Annotated in this window: 21 protein-coding genes; 12 read left to right on the top strand and 9 right to left on the bottom strand. The window is 35.5% G+C overall.

What is annotated here, in order from left to right; all coding sequences use genetic code 11:
* Entirely contained in the window at positions 1 to 627 is a 627-nt protein-coding gene (gene trhA, locus LBV24_RS11900) for a PAQR family membrane homeostasis protein TrhA (protein ID WP_224478898.1), read from the bottom strand.
* On the bottom strand, positions 627 to 1,304 hold the full coding sequence (locus LBV24_RS11905; RefSeq protein ID WP_224478899.1) for a DUF4294 domain-containing protein: 678 nt from the start codon (positions 1,302 to 1,304) through the stop codon (positions 627 to 629). Before LBV24_RS11905 ends, trhA begins: the two co-directional genes overlap by 1 nt.
* Before the next feature lie 125 nt (positions 1,305 to 1,429).
* On the opposite strand from LBV24_RS11905, the gene LBV24_RS11910 reads away from it, so the two are divergent.
* From LBV24_RS11910 to LBV24_RS11940, 7 genes are all read left to right on the top strand, one after another.
* Positions 1,430 to 2,518, top strand: coding sequence for a M42 family metallopeptidase (locus LBV24_RS11910; RefSeq protein WP_224478900.1), 1,089 nt, complete (start codon positions 1,430 to 1,432; stop codon positions 2,516 to 2,518).
* Between the two features lie 33 nt (positions 2,519 to 2,551).
* Positions 2,552 to 3,106 (top strand): NUDIX hydrolase, encoded by a 555-nt coding sequence (locus LBV24_RS11915; RefSeq protein ID WP_224478901.1) that lies wholly within the window; start codon positions 2,552 to 2,554, stop codon positions 3,104 to 3,106.
* Positions 3,103 to 3,777 carry a PrsW family intramembrane metalloprotease gene (locus tag LBV24_RS11920; RefSeq protein WP_224478902.1) on the top strand — a complete coding sequence of 225 codons (675 nt, stop codon included), beginning with the start codon at positions 3,103 to 3,105 and terminating at the stop codon, positions 3,775 to 3,777. Before LBV24_RS11915 ends, LBV24_RS11920 begins: the two co-directional genes overlap by 4 nt.
* Positions 3,778 to 3,859: 82 nt before the next feature.
* A complete protein-coding gene (locus LBV24_RS11925) occupies positions 3,860 to 4,336 on the top strand; it encodes an acetyl-CoA carboxylase biotin carboxyl carrier protein subunit (protein WP_224478903.1) in 477 nt (158 codons plus the stop codon).
* Position 4,337: 1 nt separating this feature from the next.
* Positions 4,338 to 5,777 (top strand): acetyl-CoA carboxylase biotin carboxylase subunit, encoded by a 1,440-nt coding sequence (locus LBV24_RS11930; RefSeq protein WP_224478904.1) that lies wholly within the window; start codon positions 4,338 to 4,340, stop codon positions 5,775 to 5,777.
* Positions 5,778 to 5,784: 7 nt separating this feature from the next.
* Positions 5,785 to 7,326, top strand: coding sequence for an acyl-CoA carboxylase subunit beta (locus tag LBV24_RS11935; RefSeq protein ID WP_224478905.1), 1,542 nt, complete (start codon positions 5,785 to 5,787; stop codon positions 7,324 to 7,326).
* 117 nt (positions 7,327 to 7,443) lie between these two features.
* The gene (locus LBV24_RS11940) at positions 7,444 to 8,655 is read left to right on the top strand and encodes a multidrug effflux MFS transporter (RefSeq protein WP_224478906.1); all 1,212 of its coding nucleotides are present in this window, start codon (positions 7,444 to 7,446) and stop codon (positions 8,653 to 8,655) included.
* Here LBV24_RS11940 and LBV24_RS11945 read toward each other — a convergent pair.
* From LBV24_RS11945 to LBV24_RS11955, 3 genes are read right to left on the bottom strand one after another with little or no spacing between them, the layout of a single operon-like run.
* Complete coding sequence (locus LBV24_RS11945; protein WP_224478907.1) at positions 8,652 to 9,272, bottom strand: L-threonylcarbamoyladenylate synthase; 621 nt, start codon at positions 9,270 to 9,272, stop codon at positions 8,652 to 8,654. The genes LBV24_RS11940 and LBV24_RS11945 overlap by 4 nt on opposite strands.
* A gap of 11 nt (positions 9,273 to 9,283) precedes the next feature.
* Positions 9,284 to 9,877: a hypothetical protein gene (locus LBV24_RS11950; protein WP_224478908.1), complete on the bottom strand. Its 594-nt coding sequence runs from the start codon at positions 9,875 to 9,877 to the stop codon at positions 9,284 to 9,286.
* A gap of 31 nt (positions 9,878 to 9,908) precedes the next feature.
* Positions 9,909 to 12,239, bottom strand: coding sequence for an ATP-dependent helicase (locus tag LBV24_RS11955; protein ID WP_224478909.1), 2,331 nt, complete (start codon positions 12,237 to 12,239; stop codon positions 9,909 to 9,911).
* A 137-nt stretch (positions 12,240 to 12,376) separates the two neighbouring features.
* On the opposite strand from LBV24_RS11955, the gene LBV24_RS11960 reads away from it, so the two are divergent.
* From LBV24_RS11960 to LBV24_RS11970, 3 genes are read left to right on the top strand one after another with little or no spacing between them, the layout of a single operon-like run.
* Positions 12,377 to 13,645 carry an amidohydrolase gene (locus LBV24_RS11960; RefSeq protein ID WP_224478910.1) on the top strand — a complete coding sequence of 423 codons (1,269 nt, stop codon included), beginning with the start codon at positions 12,377 to 12,379 and terminating at the stop codon, positions 13,643 to 13,645.
* A gap of 4 nt (positions 13,646 to 13,649) precedes the next feature.
* A complete protein-coding gene (locus LBV24_RS11965) occupies positions 13,650 to 15,215 on the top strand; it encodes an FMN-binding glutamate synthase family protein (RefSeq protein WP_224478911.1) in 1,566 nt (521 codons plus the stop codon).
* Between the two features lie 14 nt (positions 15,216 to 15,229).
* Positions 15,230 to 15,751, top strand: coding sequence for a DUF7935 family protein (locus tag LBV24_RS11970; protein WP_224478912.1), 522 nt, complete (start codon positions 15,230 to 15,232; stop codon positions 15,749 to 15,751).
* A gap of 2 nt (positions 15,752 to 15,753) precedes the next feature.
* On the opposite strand, the gene LBV24_RS11975 is transcribed toward LBV24_RS11970, so the two are convergent.
* Both LBV24_RS11975 and LBV24_RS11980 read right to left on the bottom strand, forming a co-directional pair.
* Complete coding sequence (locus tag LBV24_RS11975; RefSeq protein ID WP_224478913.1) at positions 15,754 to 16,656, bottom strand: patatin-like phospholipase family protein; 903 nt, start codon at positions 16,654 to 16,656, stop codon at positions 15,754 to 15,756.
* A complete protein-coding gene (locus LBV24_RS11980) occupies positions 16,656 to 18,620 on the bottom strand; it encodes a M1 family metallopeptidase (protein ID WP_224478914.1) in 1,965 nt (654 codons plus the stop codon). Before LBV24_RS11980 ends, LBV24_RS11975 begins: the two co-directional genes overlap by 1 nt.
* A 101-nt stretch (positions 18,621 to 18,721) precedes the next feature.
* On the opposite strand from LBV24_RS11980, the gene LBV24_RS11985 reads away from it, so the two are divergent.
* The gene (locus LBV24_RS11985; RefSeq protein WP_224478915.1) at positions 18,722 to 21,262 is read left to right on the top strand and encodes a DUF559 domain-containing protein; all 2,541 of its coding nucleotides are present in this window, start codon (positions 18,722 to 18,724) and stop codon (positions 21,260 to 21,262) included.
* 70 nt (positions 21,263 to 21,332) lie between these two features.
* Here LBV24_RS11985 and LBV24_RS11990 read toward each other — a convergent pair whose 3' ends face one another.
* Entirely contained in the window at positions 21,333 to 22,421 is a 1,089-nt protein-coding gene (locus LBV24_RS11990) for a DUF2911 domain-containing protein (protein ID WP_224478916.1), read from the bottom strand.
* Between the two features lie 182 nt (positions 22,422 to 22,603).
* Between LBV24_RS11990 and LBV24_RS11995 the strand changes: the two genes are divergently transcribed.
* Positions 22,604 to 23,998 carry a short-chain fatty acid transporter gene (locus LBV24_RS11995; RefSeq protein WP_224478917.1) on the top strand — a complete coding sequence of 465 codons (1,395 nt, stop codon included), beginning with the start codon at positions 22,604 to 22,606 and terminating at the stop codon, positions 23,996 to 23,998.
* Position 23,999: 1 nt separating this feature from the next.
* Here the strand turns inward: LBV24_RS11995 and LBV24_RS12000 are convergent, their stop codons facing one another.
* The gene (locus LBV24_RS12000) at positions 24,000 to 25,067 is read right to left on the bottom strand and encodes a tyrosine-type recombinase/integrase (RefSeq protein ID WP_224478918.1); all 1,068 of its coding nucleotides are present in this window, start codon (positions 25,065 to 25,067) and stop codon (positions 24,000 to 24,002) included.
* Positions 25,068 to 25,313: the final 246 nt, after the last annotated feature.

Genomic DNA, 25,313 nt, shown 5'->3' on the forward strand with positions numbered 1-25,313 from the left:
TTAAATAACATGGAAATAAATCATAAAAAAATGGCTTATAGCACCTCCTAGCACAAAAAAGTGCCATATCACATGGTTGTATGGTAAGCGTTGTACGGCATAAAAAACTATACCTACTGTATAGAATAAACCACCTGCGAATAACCAAAGTAAACCATTAGGTCCAAGAGCATCTGATAAATTACTAAAATCAAATACTATTAGCCAGCCCATAATAAGATATAAGGATGTTGAAAACACTTCAAACTTACCAGTAAAGAAAAGCTTAAGAATTATCCCAAACAAGGCAATTCCCCAGACAGTCCAAAATAAAGGCCAACCAAGGCTTTGAGTCAACTGTATAAGTAAGACAGGTGTATAAGTACCAGCAATAAGCAAATAAATACTTATATGATCTACGATTCTAAAATAATGTTTGCGTTTTTGACCTCTTACGGCATGATAAAGTGTTGATGCTAAAAAAAGAATGATAATGGAAATACCATATACAATAACGCTGAATAAATGAAACGGTTTTTCCTTATCAACAAATAAAATTAACAATATCAGGCCAACAATACCCAGTGCTGCACCAATACCATGAGACCAAGAATTAAGCTGTTCCTCTAGCTTTGTTTGTGCGCTCATTATTTTTTGGTTTTAGGTTTGCCCCATTTATTTACACATGCATAAAAATCGATTTCAAAAGCAGGCCTTTGCCGCTCTAACTGTTCATTCTGAAATGCACGTTGCAATATATCTTCGATTAAATAGTCTTCCTTCTCATCAATAGGGCTAAACTCTTTTTTTAAAGAAATATCAAAAACCTTCGCTGTATTATTAAACCAAAAAGCTCGCCATCCACTTCGCAATTCTTTTATTAAATCAAAAGTTGTGGTACCTGTTTGCCTATGTATAAGTTTTACTAAAATTTGACCTTCTGTTTTAGTAAGCTTCTTCAACTCAGCAGAAAACTCATCCTCTATATATTTTTGTATCACCTTTGCGTAGCGCTTTCTCTGGCCTTTACGCTTTAGTTTTGAGAGTCGTTCTTTTAAAGATTCTAATCGTTCTGCTGCCAACTTTGCATATGGATAGACTTTTAATGTTTTACGACGTAAAACTATATATCTAATTCTTTCATCCCTGTTCTTAAAATTCAATTCTGGTAATACTAAAACCTCATCTAAATCTATAGCAGTTCTTGGAATAGAATCACCTTCAATTATAATATATTCTACTACTGTTGAATCTTGTTTTACAGGATCAATCTGTGCAGTGACAAGGAGGTTAAAAAACAAAAAAATGTAGACTAAATATTTCATAAATAAACTCTAGCTAAAACCATTCCAAAAAACCTATTTAGAGTAGCATCAAAATTAAGAATTAATACTACCATTAACCTTAATTTCGTATTAATATTATTATTTTTAAACAAAAATTTTTACACATGGCAAAAAAGCAATTATTGACAAAAAAGTCAATGGACTTTTTAGAGAAATATCTAAATAATGCATCACCAACTGGTTATGAATGGGATGGGCAAAAACTCTGGATGGATTACTTAAAACCTTATGTTGATGAGTTTATTACAGACACCTATGGTTCTGCTGTAGCTGTAATTAATCCAAAAGCAAAATACAAAGTAGTTATTGAAGGACATGCCGATGAAATTTCATGGTATGTCAATTATATTTCAGATAAAGGGCTTTTATATGTGATAAGAAATGGTGGAAGTGATCATCAAATTGCACCTAGTAAAATAGTAAATATCCATACTAAAAAAGGCATTGTAAAGGGTGTATTTGGCTGGCCAGCAATTCATACTAGAAGTAGAGCTAAAGAAGAACCACCAAAACCAGATAATATTTGTATTGATATAGGTGCCAAGGATAAAGCTGAAGTTGAAAAAATGGGTGTCCATGTAGGCTGTGTAATAACCTATCCGGACGAGTTTCATATTTTAAATGGAGATAAATTTGTTTGTCGTGCTTTAGATAATAGAATGGGCGGATTTATGATTGCTGAAGTTGCTCGTTTACTGCACCTTAATAAAAAGAAATTACCATTTGGCCTATATGTAACTAATTCTGTACAAGAGGAAATCGGCCTACGAGGTGCAGAAATGATAACACAAACCATCAAACCAAATGTTGCCATAGTAACAGATGTTACTCACGATACAACGACTCCAATGATTGATCAGAAGAAACAAGGATATGCAGAAATTGGTAAAGGTCCAGTCGTGGCGTATGCACCAGCGGTTCAACAAAAACTAAGAGATTTAATAACAGATACTGCAGAAGAAAAGAAAATACCTTTCCAACGTGCCGCTTTATCTAGAGCAACAGGAACAGATACAGATGCTTTTGCCTATAGCAATGGTGGTGTGGCTTCTGCCCTAATATCATTACCACTAAGATATATGCATACAACTGTAGAGATGGTGCATAAAGAAGATGTAGAAAATGTTATTAGGTTGATTTATGAAACGCTTCTAAAAATAGAAGATGGAGAAACCTTTAGTTATTTTAAATAAAATTATAGCCTCATTTGTTTGAGGCTATTTTTTATGGATGAATTTATAGACATAGTAACAAAAGACGGAGAACCAACAGGTAAGGTGGCTCTAAAATCTGATGCCCATAAAAATGGTTGGTATCATAACACTATTCATCTTTGGTTATATACAAATGATGGTGAAATTTTATTACAACAACGGTCTCATAAAAAATTGATTTTCCCACTACTTTGGGATGTCTCGGTAGCCGGACATATTGATGCTGGTGAATCGTTTATAGAAGCTGCACTACGTGAAACAAAAGAGGAAATTGGTTTAGATTTAAACCCTAGTGACCTTAAAAAAATAGGTGTTAAACTCCATGAATCATCATATGACAATGGTAACGTTCTTGATTATGAGTTTCATCAAGTTTATATTGCTCAGCTTAACGAAAAGATTGACAAATTAGAGCCTCAAGAAGATGAAGTTGAAGCACTAAAACTAGTTACTCACAGTCAATTTGAAGAGTTACTTGAAATGAGTGAGGTTAACAGCCATTTTGTCCCAACCAATAAACCCTATTACCAATTTGTGCTTAACGCAATTAAATCATTAGGCGTATGAATTTAGTGTTATTAGCCGTTGCACCAGTTTTGGTTATTCTAATATATATTTATATTCAGGATAAGTATGAAAAAGAACCTCCATGCCTGTTAATACTTAACTTTATACTTGGTGCTGTAGTAAGTATTATTATAGTTACAATCATTTATCTTTTCACAGGTCATTTTATACCTGTAACTGATAAGTATAGCATTTGGCAACAATTTGTACAGGCCTTTTTTGTGGTTGCGCTTTCTGAAGAATTTAGTAAATATGTCATTGTTAAGTATTTTGCACAACCACGTAAAGCTTTCAACGAACCTTATGACGGAATTATTTATGCTGTTATGGTCTCAATGGGTTTCGCATGCACAGAAAATGTCCTATATGTTTTAGAAGGTGGTTATCAAACAGCAATATTAAGAGCATTTACAGCTGTACCAGCACATGCCTCGTTTGGTATTTTGATGGGTTATTATATTGGAAAAGCAAAATTTTCAGAACACCGATTATGGTATAATATTACCGGATTATTATTGGCAGTAGTATTTCATGGTTCCTATGATTTTTTCCTATTTATTAATTTTATTCCCGGTATATCAATTGGCGCGTTTATATCCTTGATTATAGGCATAATACTATCAAAAAAGGCTATAAAAATTCATCAAAATAATTCGAATTTTAAAACTTAAAATAAGTGCTATATAAAACATGATTTATTTCATGTTTTGACATTTGTTTAATGTATAATTTAGCACTCCTAAAAACGCAATTATGTATAAAATCAAAGTGAATACGTCCTACGAGTTTGATGTAAACAAAGAGGCAGTAGATCAACTTGATGCTGTTGAAACTTCAACCAATCAGTATCACATTCTTCACAATAATGCTTCGATTAAAGCAAAAATTTTAGATACCAATATCGATAAAAAACAATATCGTATTAAGGTTAACAATAATACGTATGAGGTTGCAATAAGTGACACCTTAGATCAACAAATCACTGAAATGGGATTTGCAATTGGTGCATCTAAAAAGGTCAATAATATTAAAGCCCCTATGCCTGGTTTAATCTTAGAGATTAGCGTATCAGAAGGTAAGGAAGTTAAAGAAGATGATCCTTTGCTAATCTTAGAAGCCATGAAAATGGAAAATGTAATCAATTCACCACGTGATGGAATTATCAAATCCATTGAAGTTAAACAAGGTGACACTGTTGAAAAAGATTCACTATTAATTGAATTCGAATAACATGAAAAAAATTCTAGTAGCCAATCGTGGTGAAATCGCCATTAGAGTGATGCGCACTGCCAAACAAATGGGTATAAAAACTGTTGCTGTTTATTCTGAAGTAGATAGACATGCACCACATGTAAAATATGCTGGTGAAGCCGTATGCATTGGCCCTGCTCCATCAAGCGAGTCGTATCTACGAGGCGATAAAATTATAGAAATAGCAAAATCATTAAATGTTGACGGTATTCATCCTGGATATGGCTTTTTAAGTGAAAATGCAGAGTTTGCAGAGTTATGTGAAGCCAACGGAATCACCTTTATTGGCCCTCGATCTAAGGCCATAAAAATGATGGGTGATAAATTAGCGGCAAAAGAGGCGGTCAAAGACTACAATATACCAATGGTTCCTGGTGTTGATCATGCAATTACAGATCCTAAAGAAGCTGTTGAAATTGCAAAAAGTATTGGTTTCCCTATTCTTATTAAAGCTGCTGCTGGTGGAGGTGGAAAAGGTATGCGAATCGTTGAAAAAGAGAAAGATGTTGAGAGTCAAATGAAACGAGCCATTAGTGAGGCAACTTCTGCTTTTGGAGATGGTTCTGTATTTGTTGAGAAATATGTGACATCACCTAGACATATCGAAATACAAATTATGGCAGATATGCACGGTAATTACCTGCATTTCTTTGAGCGCGAATGTTCTATTCAAAGACGTCACCAAAAAGTTGTAGAAGAAGCACCTTCAGCTATTTTAACACCACAGTTAAGAGATAAAATGGGTCAAGCTGCAATTAATGTAGCGAGGTCTTGTGATTATATTGGTGCTGGTACTGTAGAATTCTTAATGGATGCAGACCACAACTTCTATTTCCTTGAAATGAATACACGTCTGCAGGTAGAACATCCTGTAACTGAATGGATTTCTGGAGTAGATTTGGTAGAACTTCAAATAAAGGTTGCTCGAGGTGAAGAATTAAACATTAAACAAAAAGATCTTAAAATAAATGGTCATGCTGTTGAACTTCGTGTTTATGCAGAAGACCCAATGAACGATTTTTTACCAAGCGTTGGTAACTTAGAAGAATATAAACTACCTAAGGGTGAACATGTTCGTGTTGATAATGGTTTTGAAGAAGGTATGGATATTCCTATTTATTATGACCCTATGTTATCTAAACTTATTACTTATGGTAAAACCAGAAGTGAGGCCATTGAATGGATGATTTATGCTATAGATAATTACAAGGTAAAAGGTGTACGGACTACCCTACCTTTTGGAAGATTTGTTTGTAAACATGAAGCCTTCAGAAGCGGAAATTTTGACACACATTTCGTGAAGAATTATTTCTCTCCTAGTATAGTAGAAGAAGCAAGTAGAACTGAAGCAGAATTAGCAGCGAAACTTGCGCTCAAACAGTATTTGGAGGATCAAAAACTATTAAGACTACCTAACTAATAACATTATGAGTTCAAAAATAAAAACACTAAACGAAAAACTCGCCTTAGCTAAATTAGGTGGCGGTCAAGCACGTATTGATAAGCAGCATCAAAAAAAGAAGTTAACGGCAAGAGAGCGGATTCTATATTTATTAGATGAAGGATCTTTTGAAGAGATTGGTGCGCTGGTTACTCACAGAACCAAAGACTTTGGTATGGAAAATCAAAAGTTTTATGGAGATGGTGTTGTTACAGGCTACGGTACAGTTGATGGAAGATTAATTTATGTTTTCGCTCAAGATTTTACTGTATTTGGAGGATCGTTATCAGAAACTCATGCAGAGAAAATATGTAAAATAATGGATATGGCTGTTAATGTGGGTGCTCCTATTATTGGTTTAAATGATTCAGGTGGTGCCCGTATTCAAGAAGGTGTACGCTCATTAGGTGGTTATGCTGATATTTTTTATAGAAATGTACAAGCGTCTGGAGTTATTCCACAGATATCAGCTATAATGGGACCTTGTGCAGGTGGTGCCGTTTATTCGCCTGCCATGACAGACTTCACTATTATGGTTCAAGACACGAGTTATATGTTCGTAACTGGGCCAAACGTTGTAAAAACAGTAACCAATGAAGAAGTGACTAGTGAAGAATTGGGTGGTGCAAGTGTGCATTCTACCAAATCAGGTGTAGCACACAAAACCTCAGCTAATGATGTAGAGTGCCTAGAAGATGTAAAAAAATTATTGAGCTATTTACCTCAGAGTAATCGTGAAAAACCTGAAGCTATAGAATTTCAGATTAAGGATGAAGTAAGAGAAAGTTTGTCGGAAATCGTTCCAGACAACCCGAACAAGCCTTATGATATGCATCAGGTTATTGAAGGCATTATAGATAAAGACTCTTTCTATGAAATCCATAAAGACTATGCGGAAAATATTATAGTTGGTTTTGCAAGATTGGGCGGAAAATCGGTTGGTATTGTAGCAAACCAACCCATGTTTTTAGCTGGAGTATTAGGAGTTGATAGTTCTAAGAAAGGGGCAAGATTTGTGCGTTTCTGTGATTGTTTTAATATTCCATTGCTTGTATTAGAGGATGTACCTGGTTTCTTACCTGGAACCGACCAAGAATGGAATGGTATAATTGTGAATGGGGCAAAATTGTTATATGCTTTTAGTGAAGCTACAGTGCCAAGGGTTACAGTAATTACAAGAAAAGCATATGGTGGAGCTTATGACGTAATGAATTCTAAACATATTGGTGCAGACATGAATTTTGCATGGCCAAATGCTGAAATTGCCGTAATGGGTGCAAAAGGTGCCGCTGAAATTATTTTTAAACGTGAAATCACTAGCGCAGAGGATCCAGAGGCAAAGTGGAAGGAAAAAGAAGCTGAATACGCAGAACTCTTTGCAAATCCATACAGTGCAGCAGAACGTGGTTACATTGACGAAGTTATTTTACCAAAAAATACAAGGCGTAAGCTTATTAAAGCTTTTAGTATGCTTGAAAATAAAGAAGTAAATAAACCAAAACGTAAACACGGAAATATTCCTTTATAACTAATTAATGATTTGTGATAAAAGGCCTTTTAGACTTTATAGTTTAAGAGGTCTTTTTTTGTTATGAATATTATAAAGTCTGCTACATAGACTTTTTAATTAGTTTACTTTTGCACAATGCAAAACCAACAGCGTTCTCAATTTGAATTTGTCGTCTTAATGGCTGCACTGATGTCAATCGTTGCATTGTCAATTGATGCTGTACTTCCTGCATTGCCCCAAATCGGAGAGTTTTTAAATGTGTCTAGTCCCTTAGAAAATCCTAAACTGATAACTTCTATATTTCTGGGACTTGGTATCGGACAACTCGTGTTTGGACCATTATCCGATAGTTTTGGCAGAAAACCAATTGTATACGCAGGCTTTATTCTATTTGTTATAGCGTCTATTATTTGTGTAACGACGAAGAATTTTGAAATGATGCTTTTTGGTCGTGTATTACAAGGTATAGGATTAGCTTCACCAAGAACTATGTGTATCGCGATGGTAAGAGACTCTTATGAAGGCGATTATATGGCCAAAATACTGTCCATAGTAGTTATGGTATTTATTCTTGTTCCTGTTGTGGCTCCTACTATAGGACAATATTTAATGAATAATTATAGTTGGCAATTTATTTTCACATTTACACTAATATTTGGGGTAATTGTAATACTGTGGTTTTGGTTAAGACAACCTGAAACTCTTAAAGACAAATACCGAATTCCTTACAGGTTGACAATCTTCACCACAGGAACTATACAATTCTTTAGAATAAAATCTGCAGTAATTTATACACTTCTATCTGGTTTTATAACAGGTTCCTTTATGGTTTACCTAAGCACTTCACAACAGATTTTTGAAAATCAATATAATTTAGCCGAAGAATTCCCATTAATCTTTGCAAGCTTAGCTATTTCAGTAGGTTTAGCCACTTTTATGAACAGTCAATTGGTTGTAAAATATGGCATGAAGACCATTGTTCATATTGCAATGATTAGCTTCATTTTAACTTCGCTTATTTTTTTATTAATGTTCTCGGGAGGAAACAATCCGAGTATTGAAGTATTAATAGGTTTCTTTGCTGTGCAGTTTTTTACCATAGGATTTTTATTTGGGAATCTAAGGGCTTTGGCTATGGAACCTATGGGACATATAGCAGGAATTGGCTCTGCATTAAATGGCTTTATTTCAACTGTGATGGCAGTACCAATTGCAGATTACATTGGGAGTTATATTGAAGATTCTGTACAACCCTTGTTTATTGGGTTTTTGGTATGTGGTTTAATCTCACTATTACTTTTTTACGGCAACAGTAATTGGGTATCCAAACTTTTGAAAACAGTTTAAAAAATTTCTAAACTTCCTTTTCCTTCCCTTAATATTACTGGAGGTTTTTCTGATAGATCAATAATTGTTGATGCCTCATTTCCACCGTAACCACCATCAATAACAATATCAACTAAATTATCCCATTTTTCATAAATTAATTCGGGATCTGTAGTATATTCAATAATATCATCTTCATCTCTGATTGAAGTAGATACAATTGGGTTGCCTAAAGCAGAAACAAGTGCCAACGCAATAGAATTATCTGGCACTCTAATACCAACAGTCTTACGTTTTTTAAATGGATTGGGTAAATTTTTGGAACCAGGCAAAATAAACGTATATGCTCCGGGTAATGCTCGTTTTAAAATTTTGAAGGTCGTGGTATCTATTTGCTTTACATAATCACTAAGATTACTTAAATCTTCACAAACAAACGAAAAGTTAGATTTCTCTAACTTAACGCCTTTAATTTGAGCAATGCGTTCTAAAGCTTTAATATTTGTAATATCACAGCCCAAACCATAAACCGTATCAGTTGGATATATTACCAACCCACCTTTTTGAAGCACCTCAACAACTTTCTGAACCGCTTTTTGGTTAGGGTTTTCTGGATATATTTTAATGTATTCTGCCATTGTTTATTAATCTAGCCTCTTCGCCTTCTGGATTGATTATTATAATTATCAGGTCTGTTCCTTGCATCATCTCCTCTTCTTCTTGGCATTATCTTTTCTTTTTCTGCTTTTTGAAACTTTAACCACTTTTCGTTTTGATCTTCATTCAACAATGCTTTTAACTGATTGTTTAATTCTTCTTCATCACTTCTTATCTGTTCTTGTATTGGTTGTAGTTTTTCTCTAACCATTGTCATGGTTTCTCGCATTAACTCTCTGTTCTGGGTCGACCTAGCTATTTCCATGTTTTGGTTTACTACAATATCCAACCCTTCAAATAAATCCTTGTTTTCAGTATTGATTTTATTCATTTGAAGATTATGGTTCTCAATTTTAGCAACAACAATTGAAGCTACGGAATCAGATTTTTTAAGCTTTAACTTCTTTATGGTTTTCTTAGAATCATACTCAATTATACCAGACATTTTTTGAGATTCAAATTTTTGAACTTCCCTAGCTCCAGAATTTTGAGATTGATTGGAATTGCCACGTCTTCCGCCACCAGGTGGCTGTGCATATACATATGCAGATTGAAAAAATACAAGTAAAAAAATTAATGCTCTCATATCAGTTTATAATAGTTAACAGAAATTAGAATTATCCTAATACTTCAAGTTTAGCAAAACGCAACAGCAATTTTTTAGTGTCACCATTTTCAAATTTTATTTCAGCTTTTAAATCACCACCTGTACCTTCTATTTTCATTACTTCACCCCTACCAAATCGCTGATGATTTACAACATTCCCAACAACTAAATTCGTATCAAACAAATTAGTAGAACCACTAGTCTTACTCACGGGTTTTAACTTCTTAGGCGTACTAATTTTAAAGCTCTCAGGTTTTTTCTTTTGTTCCTTCTTTTGAAATTTTGGTGATTTAGGTTTAGCAAATCGTACTTTATTGGGTTCTATATCACCAAAAATTGAAGCGTCCAACATTGGGTTAAATCGTTGTTCTTTTAAAGGCGTTGTTATGTTTACAAACTTATCATCAATCTCTTCAATAAAACGACTAGGTTCTGCATCAATCAATTTTCCCCAACGGTAACGCGAAAGGGTGTATGTTAAGTAAGCTTGTTTTTCTGCTCGCGTCAATGCTACATAGAATAATCGTCTTTCTTCCTCAAGTTCACTCCGTGTATTCATACTCATTGCACTTGGAAATAAATCTTCTTCCATTCCGACAATAAACACATGCGGAAACTCTAGACCCTTCGCCAAGTGAATTGTCATTAATGCCACGTGGTTTGGATCTCCTTTATCGCCATCGAGATCCGTGGCTAAAGCTACATCTTCTAAAAATTCCGCCAAGGAGTCGCCTGCATCTGCCAACTCAATTTGCCCTTCTACAAAATCCTTTATACCGTTCAATAATTCTTGTACATTTTCCATTCTGGTAACACCTTCAGGCGTACCATCCTTATTGAGCTCTCTAATTAATCCACTGGTTTTTGTAACATGTTCTGCAAGATCAAAAGCATTCGCAGTTTGATTCATGACCTTATAACTCTCAATCAGGGTTACAAAATCTCTAAGCTTGTTTTTAGTACCATTATTGATATTGATTGAGACATTATCAATGTCCTTCATAACATCATAAATGGTTTTACCAGTCGCGTTGGCTGCAACAACCAATCTGTCAACCGTGGTCTGCCCAATTCCCCTCGCAGGATAATTGATAACACGCTTTAATGCTTCTTCATCTGCAGAATTAAGTATCAATCTTAAATAGGCAGTAACGTCTTTTATTTCCTTACGCTGATAGAAGGATAAACCACCATAAATACGATAAGGTATATCACGTTTTCTTAAAGCATCCTCTATGGCACGTGATTGGGCGTTTGTTCTGTAAAGTACTGCAAAGTCACTATTAGGTAATTGCTGGTTCATTTTAGTTTCCCAAATTGTACTAGCCACATAACGTCCCTCATCACCATCTGTCATAGAACGGTGTACAATTACCCTATCGCCTTCTTCATTAGCGGTCCAAACAATCTTATCTAATTTTGTTTTGTTATGATCAATTACGGAGTTTGCAGCACCAACGATCATTTTTGTAGAGCGATAATTCTGCTCTAATCGATACACGTTAACATCATCATAATCCTTCTGGAAATTAAGGATATTGTTAATGTTTGCCCCACGGAAAGCATATATACTCTGCGCATCATCACCTACCACACAAATGTTTTGAAAACGGTCTGAAAGTGCGCGGACAATGAGGTATTGTGAATGGTTTGTATCCTGGTACTCATCGACTAGAATATATCTAAACTTATCTTGGTATTGCGCTAATACATTAGGGAACCGAGTAAGCAACTCATTGGTTCTTAATAATAAGTCATCAAAATCCATTGCACCAGCCTTAAAACAACGGTCCACATATTCTGCATAGATCTCTCCCATTCTCGGCCTACGCGCCATAGCATCGGCTTCCATAAGTTCAGGATTATTGAAATAAGCCTTTACAGTAATAAGACTGTTCTTGTAAGACGAAATCCTACTATAAACTTGCTTCGTTTTATAGATGTCCTTATCTAGACCCATTTCTTTGATAATAGATCCCAAAAGTTTTTGTGAATCTTGTGTATCATAAATAGTGAAATTACTTGGAAAACCTAGATGGTGACCTTCAAACCTGAGTATTTTGGCAAACACAGAATGGAACGTGCCCATCCAAAGATTTTTGGCTTCGCTTTCCCCAACAATCTCGGCAATCCTTCCCTTCATTTCTCTTGCTGCCCTATTGGTGAAGGTAAGAGCTAAAATATTAAATGCATCAACGCCTTGACTCATTAGATAAGCAATACGATAAGTTAATACTCTCGTTTTACCAGATCCTGCGCCAGCGATAACAATCATAGGACCATCCTTTTGCAAAGTTGGCGCCAATTGCGCATCATTTAGTTGACTTAAATACTTTTCCAATTACTATTTTTTAAGAAATGTGAAATTAAGTATTGTATTAGGTTTAACCATGTGATTCAACTAATAATTATAAACAATGTATCAAGATTTTTATTGATCAAATTTCAATATATTAGTGAAAATTTTTTTCTAAAAACATGAAAGTACTTTTATCACTGCTCCTAGTTACCTGCTCCTTAACATTTGCCCAAAATTCTATAGAACAAGATATTATAGACATTGAAGGTAAATTAATTGAATGGCGACACCATTTTCACCAAAATCCCGAATTATCAAACCAAGAGTTTAAAACCGCTGAAAAAATTGCGGCACATTTAAAATCTCTTGGATTAAAAGTCGAAACCAACATTGCCAAAACAGGAGTTGTTGGCCTTCTCGAAGGCGATAACCCTGGAAAGGTTGTTGCACTTAGAGCAGATATTGATGCGTTACCTGTTACAGAACGCAATAATTTACCATTCAAATCAGAAGTAAGAACTACATTTCTTAATACTGAAACAGGTGTAATGCATGCTTGTGGACACGATACACACATTGCAATATTGATGGCAACTGCTGAAGTATTATCAAAACACAAGGACAAAATAAATGGTACAATAAAGTTTATTTTTCAACCTGCAGAAGAAGGACCACCACCAGGTGAAGAAGGTGGTGCAAAACTTATGATTAAAGAAGGCGTATTAGAAAATCCAAAGGTAGATGCCATTTTTGGTCTTCATATCAATTCTGAAACACCTGTTGGCACAATAAGATACAAAACAGAAGGAATAATGGCCGCTGTTGAGCGATTCGTTGTTAAAGTAGAAGGTAAACAAACCCATGGTTCTCAACCTTGGTCTGGTGTCGACCCTGTCTTGATTTCTGCTAAAATCATCGATGGATTTCAGACTATAATATCTCGAGAATCTTATTTAATAGAAGCGCCTGCTGTAATTACCGTTGGTAAAATAACTGCTGGTACACGATTTAATATCATACCAGAATCGGCAGAAATGATTGGAACCGTAAGAACTCTTGATGAAGATATGCGTCAACTGATAATGAAACGAATGAATGAGATGGCTTCTGATATTGCAAATGCCTATGGTGGTAGAGCTACAATTGAATGGCAAAACAATACCGTAGTTACTTATAACGACCCTGAATTAACAGCTCAAATTCTGCCTTCATTACAAAAAGTTGCTGGCGCAGACAATGTGCAACTCATGAAAGCAACCACAGGAGGTGAAGACTTCTCATACTTCCAGGAGGTTGTGCCAGGTGTATATTTCTTCTTAGGTGGAATGACACCAGGTGAAACTGAAGTTTTTCCTCATCATACACCAGATTTTAAAATTGATGACTCTGGTTTATTATTAGGTGTAAGAGCATTTACACAAATTACCTTAGACTATTTAAATAACTAGTAAAATGAATGCCGCATTAGATTATCTTGGTGCAATCCCTTGGTGGCTTTGGATTATTGTTGTTTTGGCTCTAGTAGCCATTAGAGATGTATTTTTTCAACGAAAGCATACGATAAGTCACAACTTTCCGATTGTTGGTCATTTAAGATATTTGCTTGAAAGCATTGGTCCCGAAATGCGTCAATATTTTGTAGCGAACAACAGAGAAGAATTACCTTTTAATAGAATTGAAAGGGGTTGGATATATGCGTCTGCCAAAAAAGAAAATAACTACGAGGGTTTCGGTACAGACAGAGACATCTACACACACCAACACATCTTTATCAATAATGCAATGATGCCTTATAAAATTGAAGATGATCATCCTAATGCAATTGATAAAACATTTGTGCCATGCGCCAAAGTAATAGGTGAGTTTAATAAAAGAAAAAAGCCTTATAGACCAGCGTCTATAATTAATGTTTCTGCAATGAGCTTTGGGTCATTATCTGCTAAAGCAGTTGAATCACTAAATAAAGGTATTAAAATAGCTAATGCTTATCACAATACAGGAGAAGGAGGACTTTCGCCTTACCACAGTCATGGTGGTGATGTTATTTTTCATTTTGGGACTGGATATTTCGGTGTACGTTCTGAAGATGGTGGTTTCTCTATGGAAAAAATGATAAAGCTGGTCAATGACAATCCTTTCATCCGTGCAATTGAGGTAAAACTCTCCCAAGGCGCAAAACCAGGAAAAGGTGGTGTGTTGCCAGGTAAAAAAATCTCAAAGGAAATTGCTGAAATTAGAGGTGTAGAAGTCGGTAAAGACGTTTTATCACCACCAAACCACAAGGCATTCTCTAACGTCCCAAAACTTGTGGATTTTGTTGAAGCTATCGCAGAAGCTACTGGATTGCCAGTGGGCATAAAAGCTGCAATAGGAAAATTAGAGCAATGGGAAGAGCTGGCTCAAATTATGAAGACTGAAAATCGAGGTCCTGATTTTATTACCGTTGATGGTGGTGAAGGTGGAACCGGTGCAGCACCTCCAAGTTTTGCAGATCATGTGTCTTTACCATGGGTATATGGATTCAGTGATATCTACAAGCTATTTCAAAATCATGGTTTAACTGAACGCATTGTATTTATTGGTAGTGGTAAACTTGGTTTCCCTGCCAAAGCAGCAATGGCATTTGCCATGGGAGTAGACTGCATAAACGTTGCACGCGAAGCTATGATGAGTATTGGCTGTATTCAAGCTCAGATTTGTCATACTAACCGTTGCCCTACTGGTATTGCCACACAAAGCAAATGGCTACAAAATGGGATAAACATACCGCTTAAATCAGAGCGCCTAGCCCAATATTTTAAAACCTTTAAAAAGGAGGTGATTGAAATTACCCATGCATCAGGATATGAGCACCCTTGTCAGTTTGATATGGATGATGTGGAAATAAATGTAGATGACCATCACCTAAGCAAAGAGTTTGACCAAACTTTTAAATATGAAAAAACACCTGTTGAGTTTAATGGCATGAAAAGTTTATTAGAATGTCAGTATCTTGGCGGTAATTATTCCAATAACTAAAAACAAAATATTACATGGACATTGATAAACTCATAGAGGTTGGCTTAAGTCTTTTACCAGCAATTTTAGTTGCGGCTATTGCATATTATTTTTTCAAGCAACATATAGAGAACGAAAATAATATAAGACGTTTTAAGCTTCAAAAAAGCATGCAAAAAGAAGCTTTTCCGATAAGACTCCAAGCCTATGAACGCATGGCACTTTTTTTAGAGCGAATTTCACCTTCAAAATTATTAACCAGAATACATCCAAATTCCTCAAATAAAGAAGATTACGAAACTTTACTTATAGCAACAATTGAACAAGAATTTGAGCATAATTTATCGCAACAGATATACGTTAGCGACGAATGCTGGAACGTGATTAGAGGTGCAAAAAACGCAACAATTCAGCTTATAAGAAAAGCCACTATGAACGAAAAAACAGATACCGCAAATAAATTAAGAGAAGTCGTTTTAACTGATCTTATGGACAAACAAGCACCTAGCAATACAGCACTTGCTTTTATAAAAGACGAAGTGGGTGAAATGTGGTAATTCTAAGATGATGCATTAGCAACATTAGAGTGTTTTTGAGAAGCATATTCAAAGCCTTGTTGCCACCATTTTTCCATCAGTCGTTTGCTAAATATCAGAGAATTTTCCGTTAAACTCGTTGGCGTGTAATATAGATTGAGTTTTACATCCCTGTTTTTTGCCGCCAATTTTCCAATTACAATATCATTGCGCTCTACTTGATTTAGCAAATGGCCAAATAAGCTAATCATTAAAGAAAATGGGTTTTTACCCAATACCTTTTGCCTATTCAGTGTCTCAGCCTCTAGCACAATGGCATCAACCTCAGTTGCGCCTCTTAGAATAGCCTCTCTTATTGGTATAACGCTACCTAAACCACCATCAGCGTATTCATGACCATTAACAACAGCCAAGGACATAAAGGGAATATAATTACAAGATATCCAGATCCAGTTACAAAACTCCTCGTATGTGCAATCATTAATGGACTTATACTCTACCCTGTTCATGGAGAGATTGGATACAGTGACAACAACATCGTGCCTAATTTGCTTAATTTGATTGAATTCATCTTCGGTAAAGTTTCTCTTTATGTTACGTTTTAACGCTTTGCTTTCGCCAAAGGTTCGTTTTAGCCTAATAAATTGCCACAAGGAATTAATGAAATCAATGGAAACATACTCCCTATCTCCTTTCTTACGCTGTACAAAAGGACTAATACTGAATATATCCTGTTGCTGTACGTTAGTGAAAATGTTATAGAGTTTGTCAATTTTACCTACTGCCAAGTGAGGCACTAACAGACTTCCTGTAGAAGTTCCTAGAAACATGTCGTATTCACGTCCTTCTTCCTGCATAAGGTATTGCGCAACACCTCCTGCAAATGCACCTTTACTTCCACCTCCTGATATAACCAATGCTCGCATTAATTCTTTTTTTCTTCTAGTTTTTCACTGAAATCTTTAGCGAATTTAACCAATCTCCAATTATGATGAGACTTAGCATTCTCTATATTCCTCTTGCAAATATCATTGCAACCATTTATTAAACTTAAATACTGAAACGCATTTATCCTTAGATCCGCATTGTGTTTTTCTTCTGTATACCCCAATAGTTCAGAGAAAAGCTCTTGATTACTCTCCGCATTGTAATATGGCGTATTAAGATTAAGGACAATCCAGAGTAACCGAACATTCTTGTCGCTAAAACCTTGAATACTCCTTGTTTTAGATAGGTATTTGCCTCGTTCTAACGGGAAATTATTCCATAGGTTATATAAAGCACTTTCTACCGTTAAATATGAAGCGTCATCCAACAAGGTTTCATAGTCTTCCTTAAGTTCTTCTGGTATTTTAGTAAGATGCTTAGCTATTGCTTGACGCACCTTAAGACTATTTTTAAATGTCTCTTTATTAACTAATTCTGGAGCCTGTGAAATCACTTTAATCTTGGCCTCATCTGAAACATCATATTTTAAATACTCGGTACACTTTGAAGACTTAACCTGACAATCGACCATTAAATACTCTTGAATAAACGTAGATCTTTTCTTTAAAATGTCGATTGCGCCATACGCAGGGAATTTTTCATTTTTAATCCAGTCTCTGACAAAAGAATTTAGATTAACACCAGCCAGACGCTCAACTTCAGAAATAAAATCTGAAGTTTTCGCACTTCCATAAGCATGTTTATTTAAATAATTTTTCACTGCTTGTTTAAATACCTTATCACCAACCTTATCGCGCAAAGCATGCAACACCCAAGCACCACGCTGATAAAACGTTAAACTACTAGATTTAGGATTTAAGAGCGATGTCCCTTGACCTGCTATATCTTGCCTGCCCAAATCTACTGCAGATTCATAGAGTTTAAAATGATAATAGTCATCTCCAAAAATATCACGCTCTGCTAATAGTGCATAATATGTTGAAAAGCCTTCTTGCAACCAATGATGCTCTCCCGATGTTGCCGTGACCAAATTTCCAAACCACTGATGCGCCAGCTCATGCGCATTAACATTTACGTAGTTCTCATCATTAAAACCAACGGAATCCACGACGAAGGCATCTGAAAAAATGGTACAGCCTGTGTTTTCCATACCAGCATATAAAAAATCATGAACTGGCACTTGCCTATAATTTTGCCAAGGAAAAGCAATACCAATTTCTTCTTCTAGGAAATCAAACATTTTTTTACTGTAACGATAGGTAGGCTCTACTTTCAACGAATCTTCAGGATAGTAGTAATATTCTAAAGGAATGCCACTTTTTGAGATTTCCGTTACCTTATTGTATTCACCTATAGCCAATGCTACCAGGTAGCTAGACATTGCCTTTTCCATTTGGTAAGACCAACTTAACCAACCATCCTCAGATTTGTTACTACCCAGCAATGCTCCATTTGAAATCACATGATAACCTTCTGGTGCTTCAAAATTAAAGCTGAATACAATCTTTTCGTTCACATTATCAAAACTTGGCAACCAACTACTTGTGTATTTACCTTGACCCTGAGACCAAATATTCCAATTTTCATTCCGTTTAAGAAAATACAAGGCCTTCTTAGGTTTTGCAGAATACTGAATGAGCAAATCATTCTCGAGCGAAGGTTTAAAATTTGATGCTAAAACAATTTTATCGTTTTGATATGAGAAATTTATCGGCTCATTATTCAAGTACACATACTCAATGTCCATTTGTCGCGCATCCAAATAAATGGAGTCAATAGGACTTACCACATCAAACTTATAAGCTATTAAACCATCAACCTTACCAGAATCAGGAATTATCTTAAGTTTGGCCACACCCTTTGTAAAGTCAACATATTCAGTTTGTTGACCATAACTTACAATCGAAAATAAAAACGTAATAAAAACCAGAAACCTCTTCATGAATTGATAGTATACAAGGATAACGCCAAAGTACGAATTTTAGTCATTTTCTCTAATAATTGAGATTCCTTTTTACACCTAAATTGAGTAATTTCGTAACCATGAGTGTCAATCTGCAAACACCTATAGATTATCTTAAAGGCGTTGGCCCGAACAGGGCTGATTTATTGCGCTCAGAATTAGGTATCCACACTTACCAAGACCTCATCAACTTATTCCCAAATCGTTACATAGACCGTACTAAATATTACAAAATCAATGAACTTCAACGAAACAATGCCGAAGTTCAGATTATCGGGACTATAATTGGCTTTAGAGAGGTTGCACAAAAACGCGGTAAGCGCTTGGTAGCAGATTTTAAAGACGACACAGGTGTTATGGAACTTGTGTGGTTTAGAGGGCAAAAGTGGATAAGGGAGAGCCTTAAAACCGGTCAACCTTATGTAATATTCGGGAAAACCAACTGGTATAATGGTAAATTTAGCATGCCACACCCTGAATTGGAATTATTGAATGAGCATGAGAAAAACCTCCGCTCTGCAATGCAGGCCATTTATCCTTCTACAGAAAAATTATCTAACAAAGGGATTACCAATCGTGTTATTACCAAAATAATGCAACAGTTGTTTCTCGAAACTAAAGGTCAATTTGTTGAGACCTTATCGAATTCTATTTTGGGAGATTTGAAATTGATATCAAAATCAGAAGCACTTTTTAATGTCCATTTTCCAAAATCTACAGAGCTACTTTCGAGAGCACAATTCCGATTAAAATTTGAAGAATTATTTTACATTCAACTGCAATTAATTCTAAAAAACCTCATCCATAAATCTAAGATAAAAGGGTTCAGGTTTGAAAAAGTTGGGGATTATTTCAACACCTTTTTCAAGGAGCATTTACCCTTTGATTTAACCAATGCACAAAAGCGAGTTCTAAAAGAAATTAGAGCTGATTTAGGTAGCAACGCACAAATGAACAGGCTTTTACAAGGTGATGTAGGTTCCGGAAAGACCATAGTTGCCTTTATGTCAATGCTCATGGGACTTGACAACGGTTTTCAATGTTGTTTAATGGCTCCGACTGAAATTTTGTCAGTCCAACACTATAACGGATTAAGTGAATTGTGTAATAAACTGAATATCAGTATTTCATTACTTACTGGTTCAAGTAAAACTTCAGAAAGAAAAGAAATTCATGAAAATCTCGAAAATGGTAGTTTACAGATCTTAGTTGGCACTCATGCCCTACTTGAAGATAAGGTGAAATTTAAAAATTTAGGGCTTGCAATTATCGATGAGCAACACAGATTTGGAGTGGCTCAGCGAAGTAAATTATGGAGAAAAGGAGGCCCTCCTCAGTCCTCCCAAAAGGAGGATGCAAAAACTGTTCTAAGAAAATATATGACAGCTCGTCCATCAACCTATAATTTAATGAAAGAGCTACAAAAAGAGAACAAAAAAAATAGTACTGAAGCCGAACGCATTTTATGGGAGTCTTTAAGAGGGAAAAAACTAAATACTAAATTTAGACGTCAACATATTATAGATGAGTTCATCGTAGATTTTGTGAATCTTGAAAAAAATCTCGTTATAGAAGTTGATGGCGGTTATCACAACCACATTCAACAACAGGAGGTGGATGAAATCAGAACCCTCATTCTCAGGGATCTTGGTTTTAAAGTCATCAGATTTAAAAATGAAGAAGTCATTGGAGATATAGACTCAGTTCTAAATCAAATACAGGCAACTTTAAAAAGCCTCCCTTCTGGGGAGGTTGGAGGGGTTTCAATTCCACCTCATATTTTAGTGATGACCGCAACTCCAATTCCAAGGACCTTGGCAATGTCCGTTTATGGAGATCTAGATATTTCGGTAATTGACGAATTACCTGCCGGAAGAAAACCGATAAAAACAGTGCATCGTTATGACAACAATCGGCTGAATGTTTTCAAATTCATGAAGGATGAAATTGCTAAAGGCAGACAAGTTTATGTCGTATATCCATTAATTCAAGAGAGTGAAAAGATGGATTACAAAGATTTAATGGACGGTTACGAAAGTATCTCTAGAGAATTTCCTCTACCTCAATATCAAATTTCTATTGTTCATGGCAAAATTAAAGCAAGTGATAAGGATTATGAAATGCAACGATTTGCCAAAGGAGAAACAAATATTATGGTGGCAACAACTGTAATTGAAGTTGGAGTGAATGTACCAAACGCCTCGGTAATGGTAATTGAGAGTGCAGAGCGCTTCGGTTTGTCTCAGTTACACCAATTAAGAGGTCGTGTTGGACGTGGTGCTGAGCAAAGCTATTGTATTCTCATGACCAGCCACAAACTTAGTAATGATAGCAAAACCAGGTTAGAAACCATGGTTAGATCTAATGACGGATTTGAAATTGCCGAAGTTGATTTAAAACTACGTGGTCCTGGTGATATTATGGGCACTCAACAAAGTGGTGTTTTAAACCTAAGAATAGCAGATATAGTAAAAGACAAAGCTATTTTAGACCAAGCACGATATATGGCTAAAACCATCCTTAAAATTGATCCAAGTCTCAGCTTGCCAGAAAACAAATTAATACTACAGACCTATAGGCAAATGGCTAAGTATAAAAATATTTGGAATTATATAAGCTAAAAAAAGGCCTGGTACCAACTACAACCAGGCCTTCCAAAACAGTAACTAAACGTGTTTTGATGATGAAGATTTACATTGCACCTAATTCCTTGAGTGCCTTTTCTGATCTGGCTTTGTCCTGATCAGATGGTTTTAATGCCAATGCTTTTTTATAATGTTTTATTGCTGTTTTTGTATTGCCTTTGGCTTTATAAGCTGCGGCCACACTGTTGTGCCAAGTAGGATTCTTTGGATCATCCTTTAAATTCATGTTATAATATTTTAAAGCCCTATCATAGTCTTCAATACTTAACATGTAGTTACCCATTCTATTCAATTGATTGGCATTGGCCATTGTAGATGCTTCATCCATTGTAGCTCCAAAACCTGCCTTATCTCCTTTTTTCATTAGGATTTGAGCTTTTGTTGCTAAGCCATTAACCGTCTTTTCACTGAAAAAATTACCCTCTAAAGCACCATTAATCCACGTTAGTGCTTCATCTAGATCGCCACCATTATTCAAAGCAAAGTTTGCTGCCTGTTCCCAGTTTTGTCTCGAAAATCCCTTCTGGCCTTTTAATTGGGATCTTATTTGATCCATCACAATATCAGTAACATTTACTTCTATTTTAAATGGTATGGCTTTCTTTTCCCATTTTAAAGAGGCCACAGCATAGTTTTTACTTACCTCATCAAAACTGAAGGTCAACAACTCAGTATGTGGTATATCTTTTAGCTTAACATCAGCTTGCAAGACATCTTTTGCCGGATCATAAAAATAACTTCCCCAAGCTTCCGTGTCTTTTGATAGTATAATGGTTGCATTTTCAATGTCCTTTACATTAATATGCAATCCGTAAGTTCCTGCAGGTACAGTTTTACCACCAATGCTAACATCGTGGGTAAATGAAATTGTAGTGTTTTCATTAGCTCCAGCACGCCATGGTGCTGCAGTAGAGGTTCCAAAGCCAAGGTTGTTTAATCCAAATGGCACTAATTTTCCCCATATTTCTCTTTCGTTAACACTAGGTCTAGAATAGGTAATCGTAATATCGGTTGTACCGACACGTTGCATCACAGAAGCCATCTGACTTCCTCTCGGTGTAAATAATTGCGCATTAGCGGTTAAAGACAAACTCAGCACTGCACACAATAATAGCGAAGTAATTGTTGCTCTCATTTTTATTTGATTTTGTTTAGTAGTACGCCTAAGTTACTTTGTTTAAGAGGACCATGCTGTTATGGACATGTTAAAAAAACTTAACCTATGTTAATTAACTGTAAATTAAGAAAGTCTTGGTACCAAGAGTAAAATCCTGAATTTGAAAATTAAATTATCTTAGTCTCACAAACCAATCCAAGATGCTAACCAAACTCGGTCAAAAATTTACAGACACATTTACCAAATACATGCCAAGCGCTTATGTATTTGCGTTATTGCTAACCTTACTTTCAGGGTTTTTGGCCCTAATTTTTACAAGCACAAAACCTATAACCATCCTTGAAGGCTGGTACGATGGTTTTTGGAAACTATTATCCTTTGGGATGCAAATTGTATTAATTGTAATCACGGCTTACAGTATTGCCCAAGCACCACCAATAAAAAGAGGTATAGATTGGTTATCTAAAAGGATTACAACGCCTTTTCAAGTTTATCTTACGGTAATGGTTTTTGGTATTCTTATTTCACTTATAAGTTTTGGTATGGTGGTGGTAACATCAATACTTGCCCGAGAATTGGCTATCAGAATTAAAGGTGTCCACTATCCATTTTTAATAGCTTGTGTCTATTTTTCCATAAATGCTTGGGTTTGCGGACTCTCTAGCTCTATTCCCCTACTTTTAAATACTGAAAACAACTTTCTTGTTGAAAGTAATATTCTTTCAGATACCATTTCTACAAGTTATAGTTTAGGCTCTACCCTAAATTTGCTCATGATTATTTTATTTCTTGTCGTAGCACCTTTTATTATTTGGTTGTTAATTCCTAAATCAGCTGAAGGCAAAGAGCTTAATGATCTTATCGTTGAAAAAACAGATTCAGAAGCTACTATAAAGAGTGAGGCACTATCTTATAAATTACCATATAAAGCCTTATCTGACGCCTTAAATAATGCCGGTTGGCTTCAGATCACTGTTGCACTTTTAGGATTGGTATATATTGTATATCACTTCGCCACCAAAGGTTTCGATCTTAATTTCAATATTATGATCTTTATTTTTATTGTGGTTGGCTTGTTTCTTCATATTACGCCAATGCGCTATAGTATTGCCATGAAACGTGCCAGCAGCAATATTTCAGGCATCTTGTTTCAGTATCCCTTTTACGCAGGTATTATGGGCATAATGATGGCATCTGGCCTTGGTGTAAAAATCAGTGAAGTCTTAGCATCTGTTGCCACGCCCAACTCCTACGCCTTTATTTCTTATTTAACTGGTGGCATCGTAAATTTTGCCATCCCTTCTGCCGGTGGAGAATTTGCCGTTATAGGACCAAGTATTATCACAATGGTACAGAATTTAGGCGTTGATATGACTTCAATTGAAATTAACACTATGGTGGCTAGAGCCTCAATGTCTGTTGCCTATGGAGAAAGTCTGAGTAATTTACTGCAACCTTTCTTCTTATTATTGGTATTTCCTGTAATGGGCAAAGGGATTAAAATACAAGCCAGAGATATTGTTGGCTATTTATTTATTCCATTTGTTTTATTTTTTATTCTACAGGCCTTGATGGTGACTTACATACCATTATAGACTACAATTGATCTAATGGACTTGTAATTTTAGATTTACTACGCGGTGTTACCTTGGTATACACTTGTGTTGTTTTAATTGAATTATGCCCAAGTAACTCCTGAATAAATCTCATATCTGCGCCAGATTCTAGAAGATGTGTTGCGTAAGAATGGCGTAAACCATGTATGCCTATTTCCTTTTTAATATTTGCTTTTTGCATGGCATACCTAAAGACTTGCTGCAAACTAGATTTTGCGTAGGCATTACCATACTGGCCTTCAAATAAGAATTCCTTTGGACGATATTCTAAATAATACTGTCTTAACTCAGGTAAAATGGTTTTTGGCAATGGCACATATCTGTCCTTTTTACCCTTTGCACCTCTTACATGTACCACCATCCTTTTGCTATCAATATCTATAATTTTAAGATTAACCACTTCTGATACCCGCAATCCCATACCATAGCATAACTGCAATGCCATCTTGTGTTTTAAATTAGTGGTTACCCTAAATAGTTTTTTTACCTCAGTCTTACTCAGCATTTTCGGCAATGTCTGAGGTTTTTTAGGTCTTGGGATATCAAAAAACATTTTGGGTCTGTGTAATACTTGCTCAAAGAAAAACTTAATTGCATTAATTTTTCCGTTCATTTTCCGCTCACTCATTTTCTCAACCTTAAGGCAATACAAAAAATAATCTTTAAGTCGTTTTGGGTTTAAGTCACCAACATAATAATCATCCAGAAGTGTCAATAAATGCTGAAATTCCGCCAAATAAATACGCTTGGTACTTTGACTATACTTCTTTAGAGTTAACTGCTCATTTAGGTCTAAATAAGCCTGTTGATTTGCTGGATGAATAGACTTAATCTTAGTAAGCACGCTATTCTTTTTTGACATTTGAATAGCCTCTCTTACGACTGGTAAATCTGGTAGATACCAGGATTTTTTTGAAGCACTCCATTTAGCAGATGGAAAACGTTTACGGAGATCATCAATTAAATTCTGGTCGAATGGAAATTGAATAAGGATAATGGCTTTGCCTCTATGCTTGGCTGGTTTAAATATGTATTTAGTTAAATCCATACGTTCATTTTGTATAACACTATATACAAAAATAAGTATTTTGTTATACATTATGTATGTATCCAAAAAATTAAAGCCATTAATGTTAGTGAAGGATTACAAATAATTATTATTTTAGATTTAAATAGCGTAAATACAGACTTATTTACGTGTTGTCCGCAATAACCTCAACATAGCACCTCAACAAGTTTCGGTGCTTGTTTCGAATACGTGTTACCAAACTCATTACATTCCGTTTGACCTGTA

Source organism: Winogradskyella vincentii, assembly GCF_020166345.1.
Classification (GTDB): domain Bacteria; phylum Bacteroidota; class Bacteroidia; order Flavobacteriales; family Flavobacteriaceae; genus Winogradskyella; species Winogradskyella vincentii.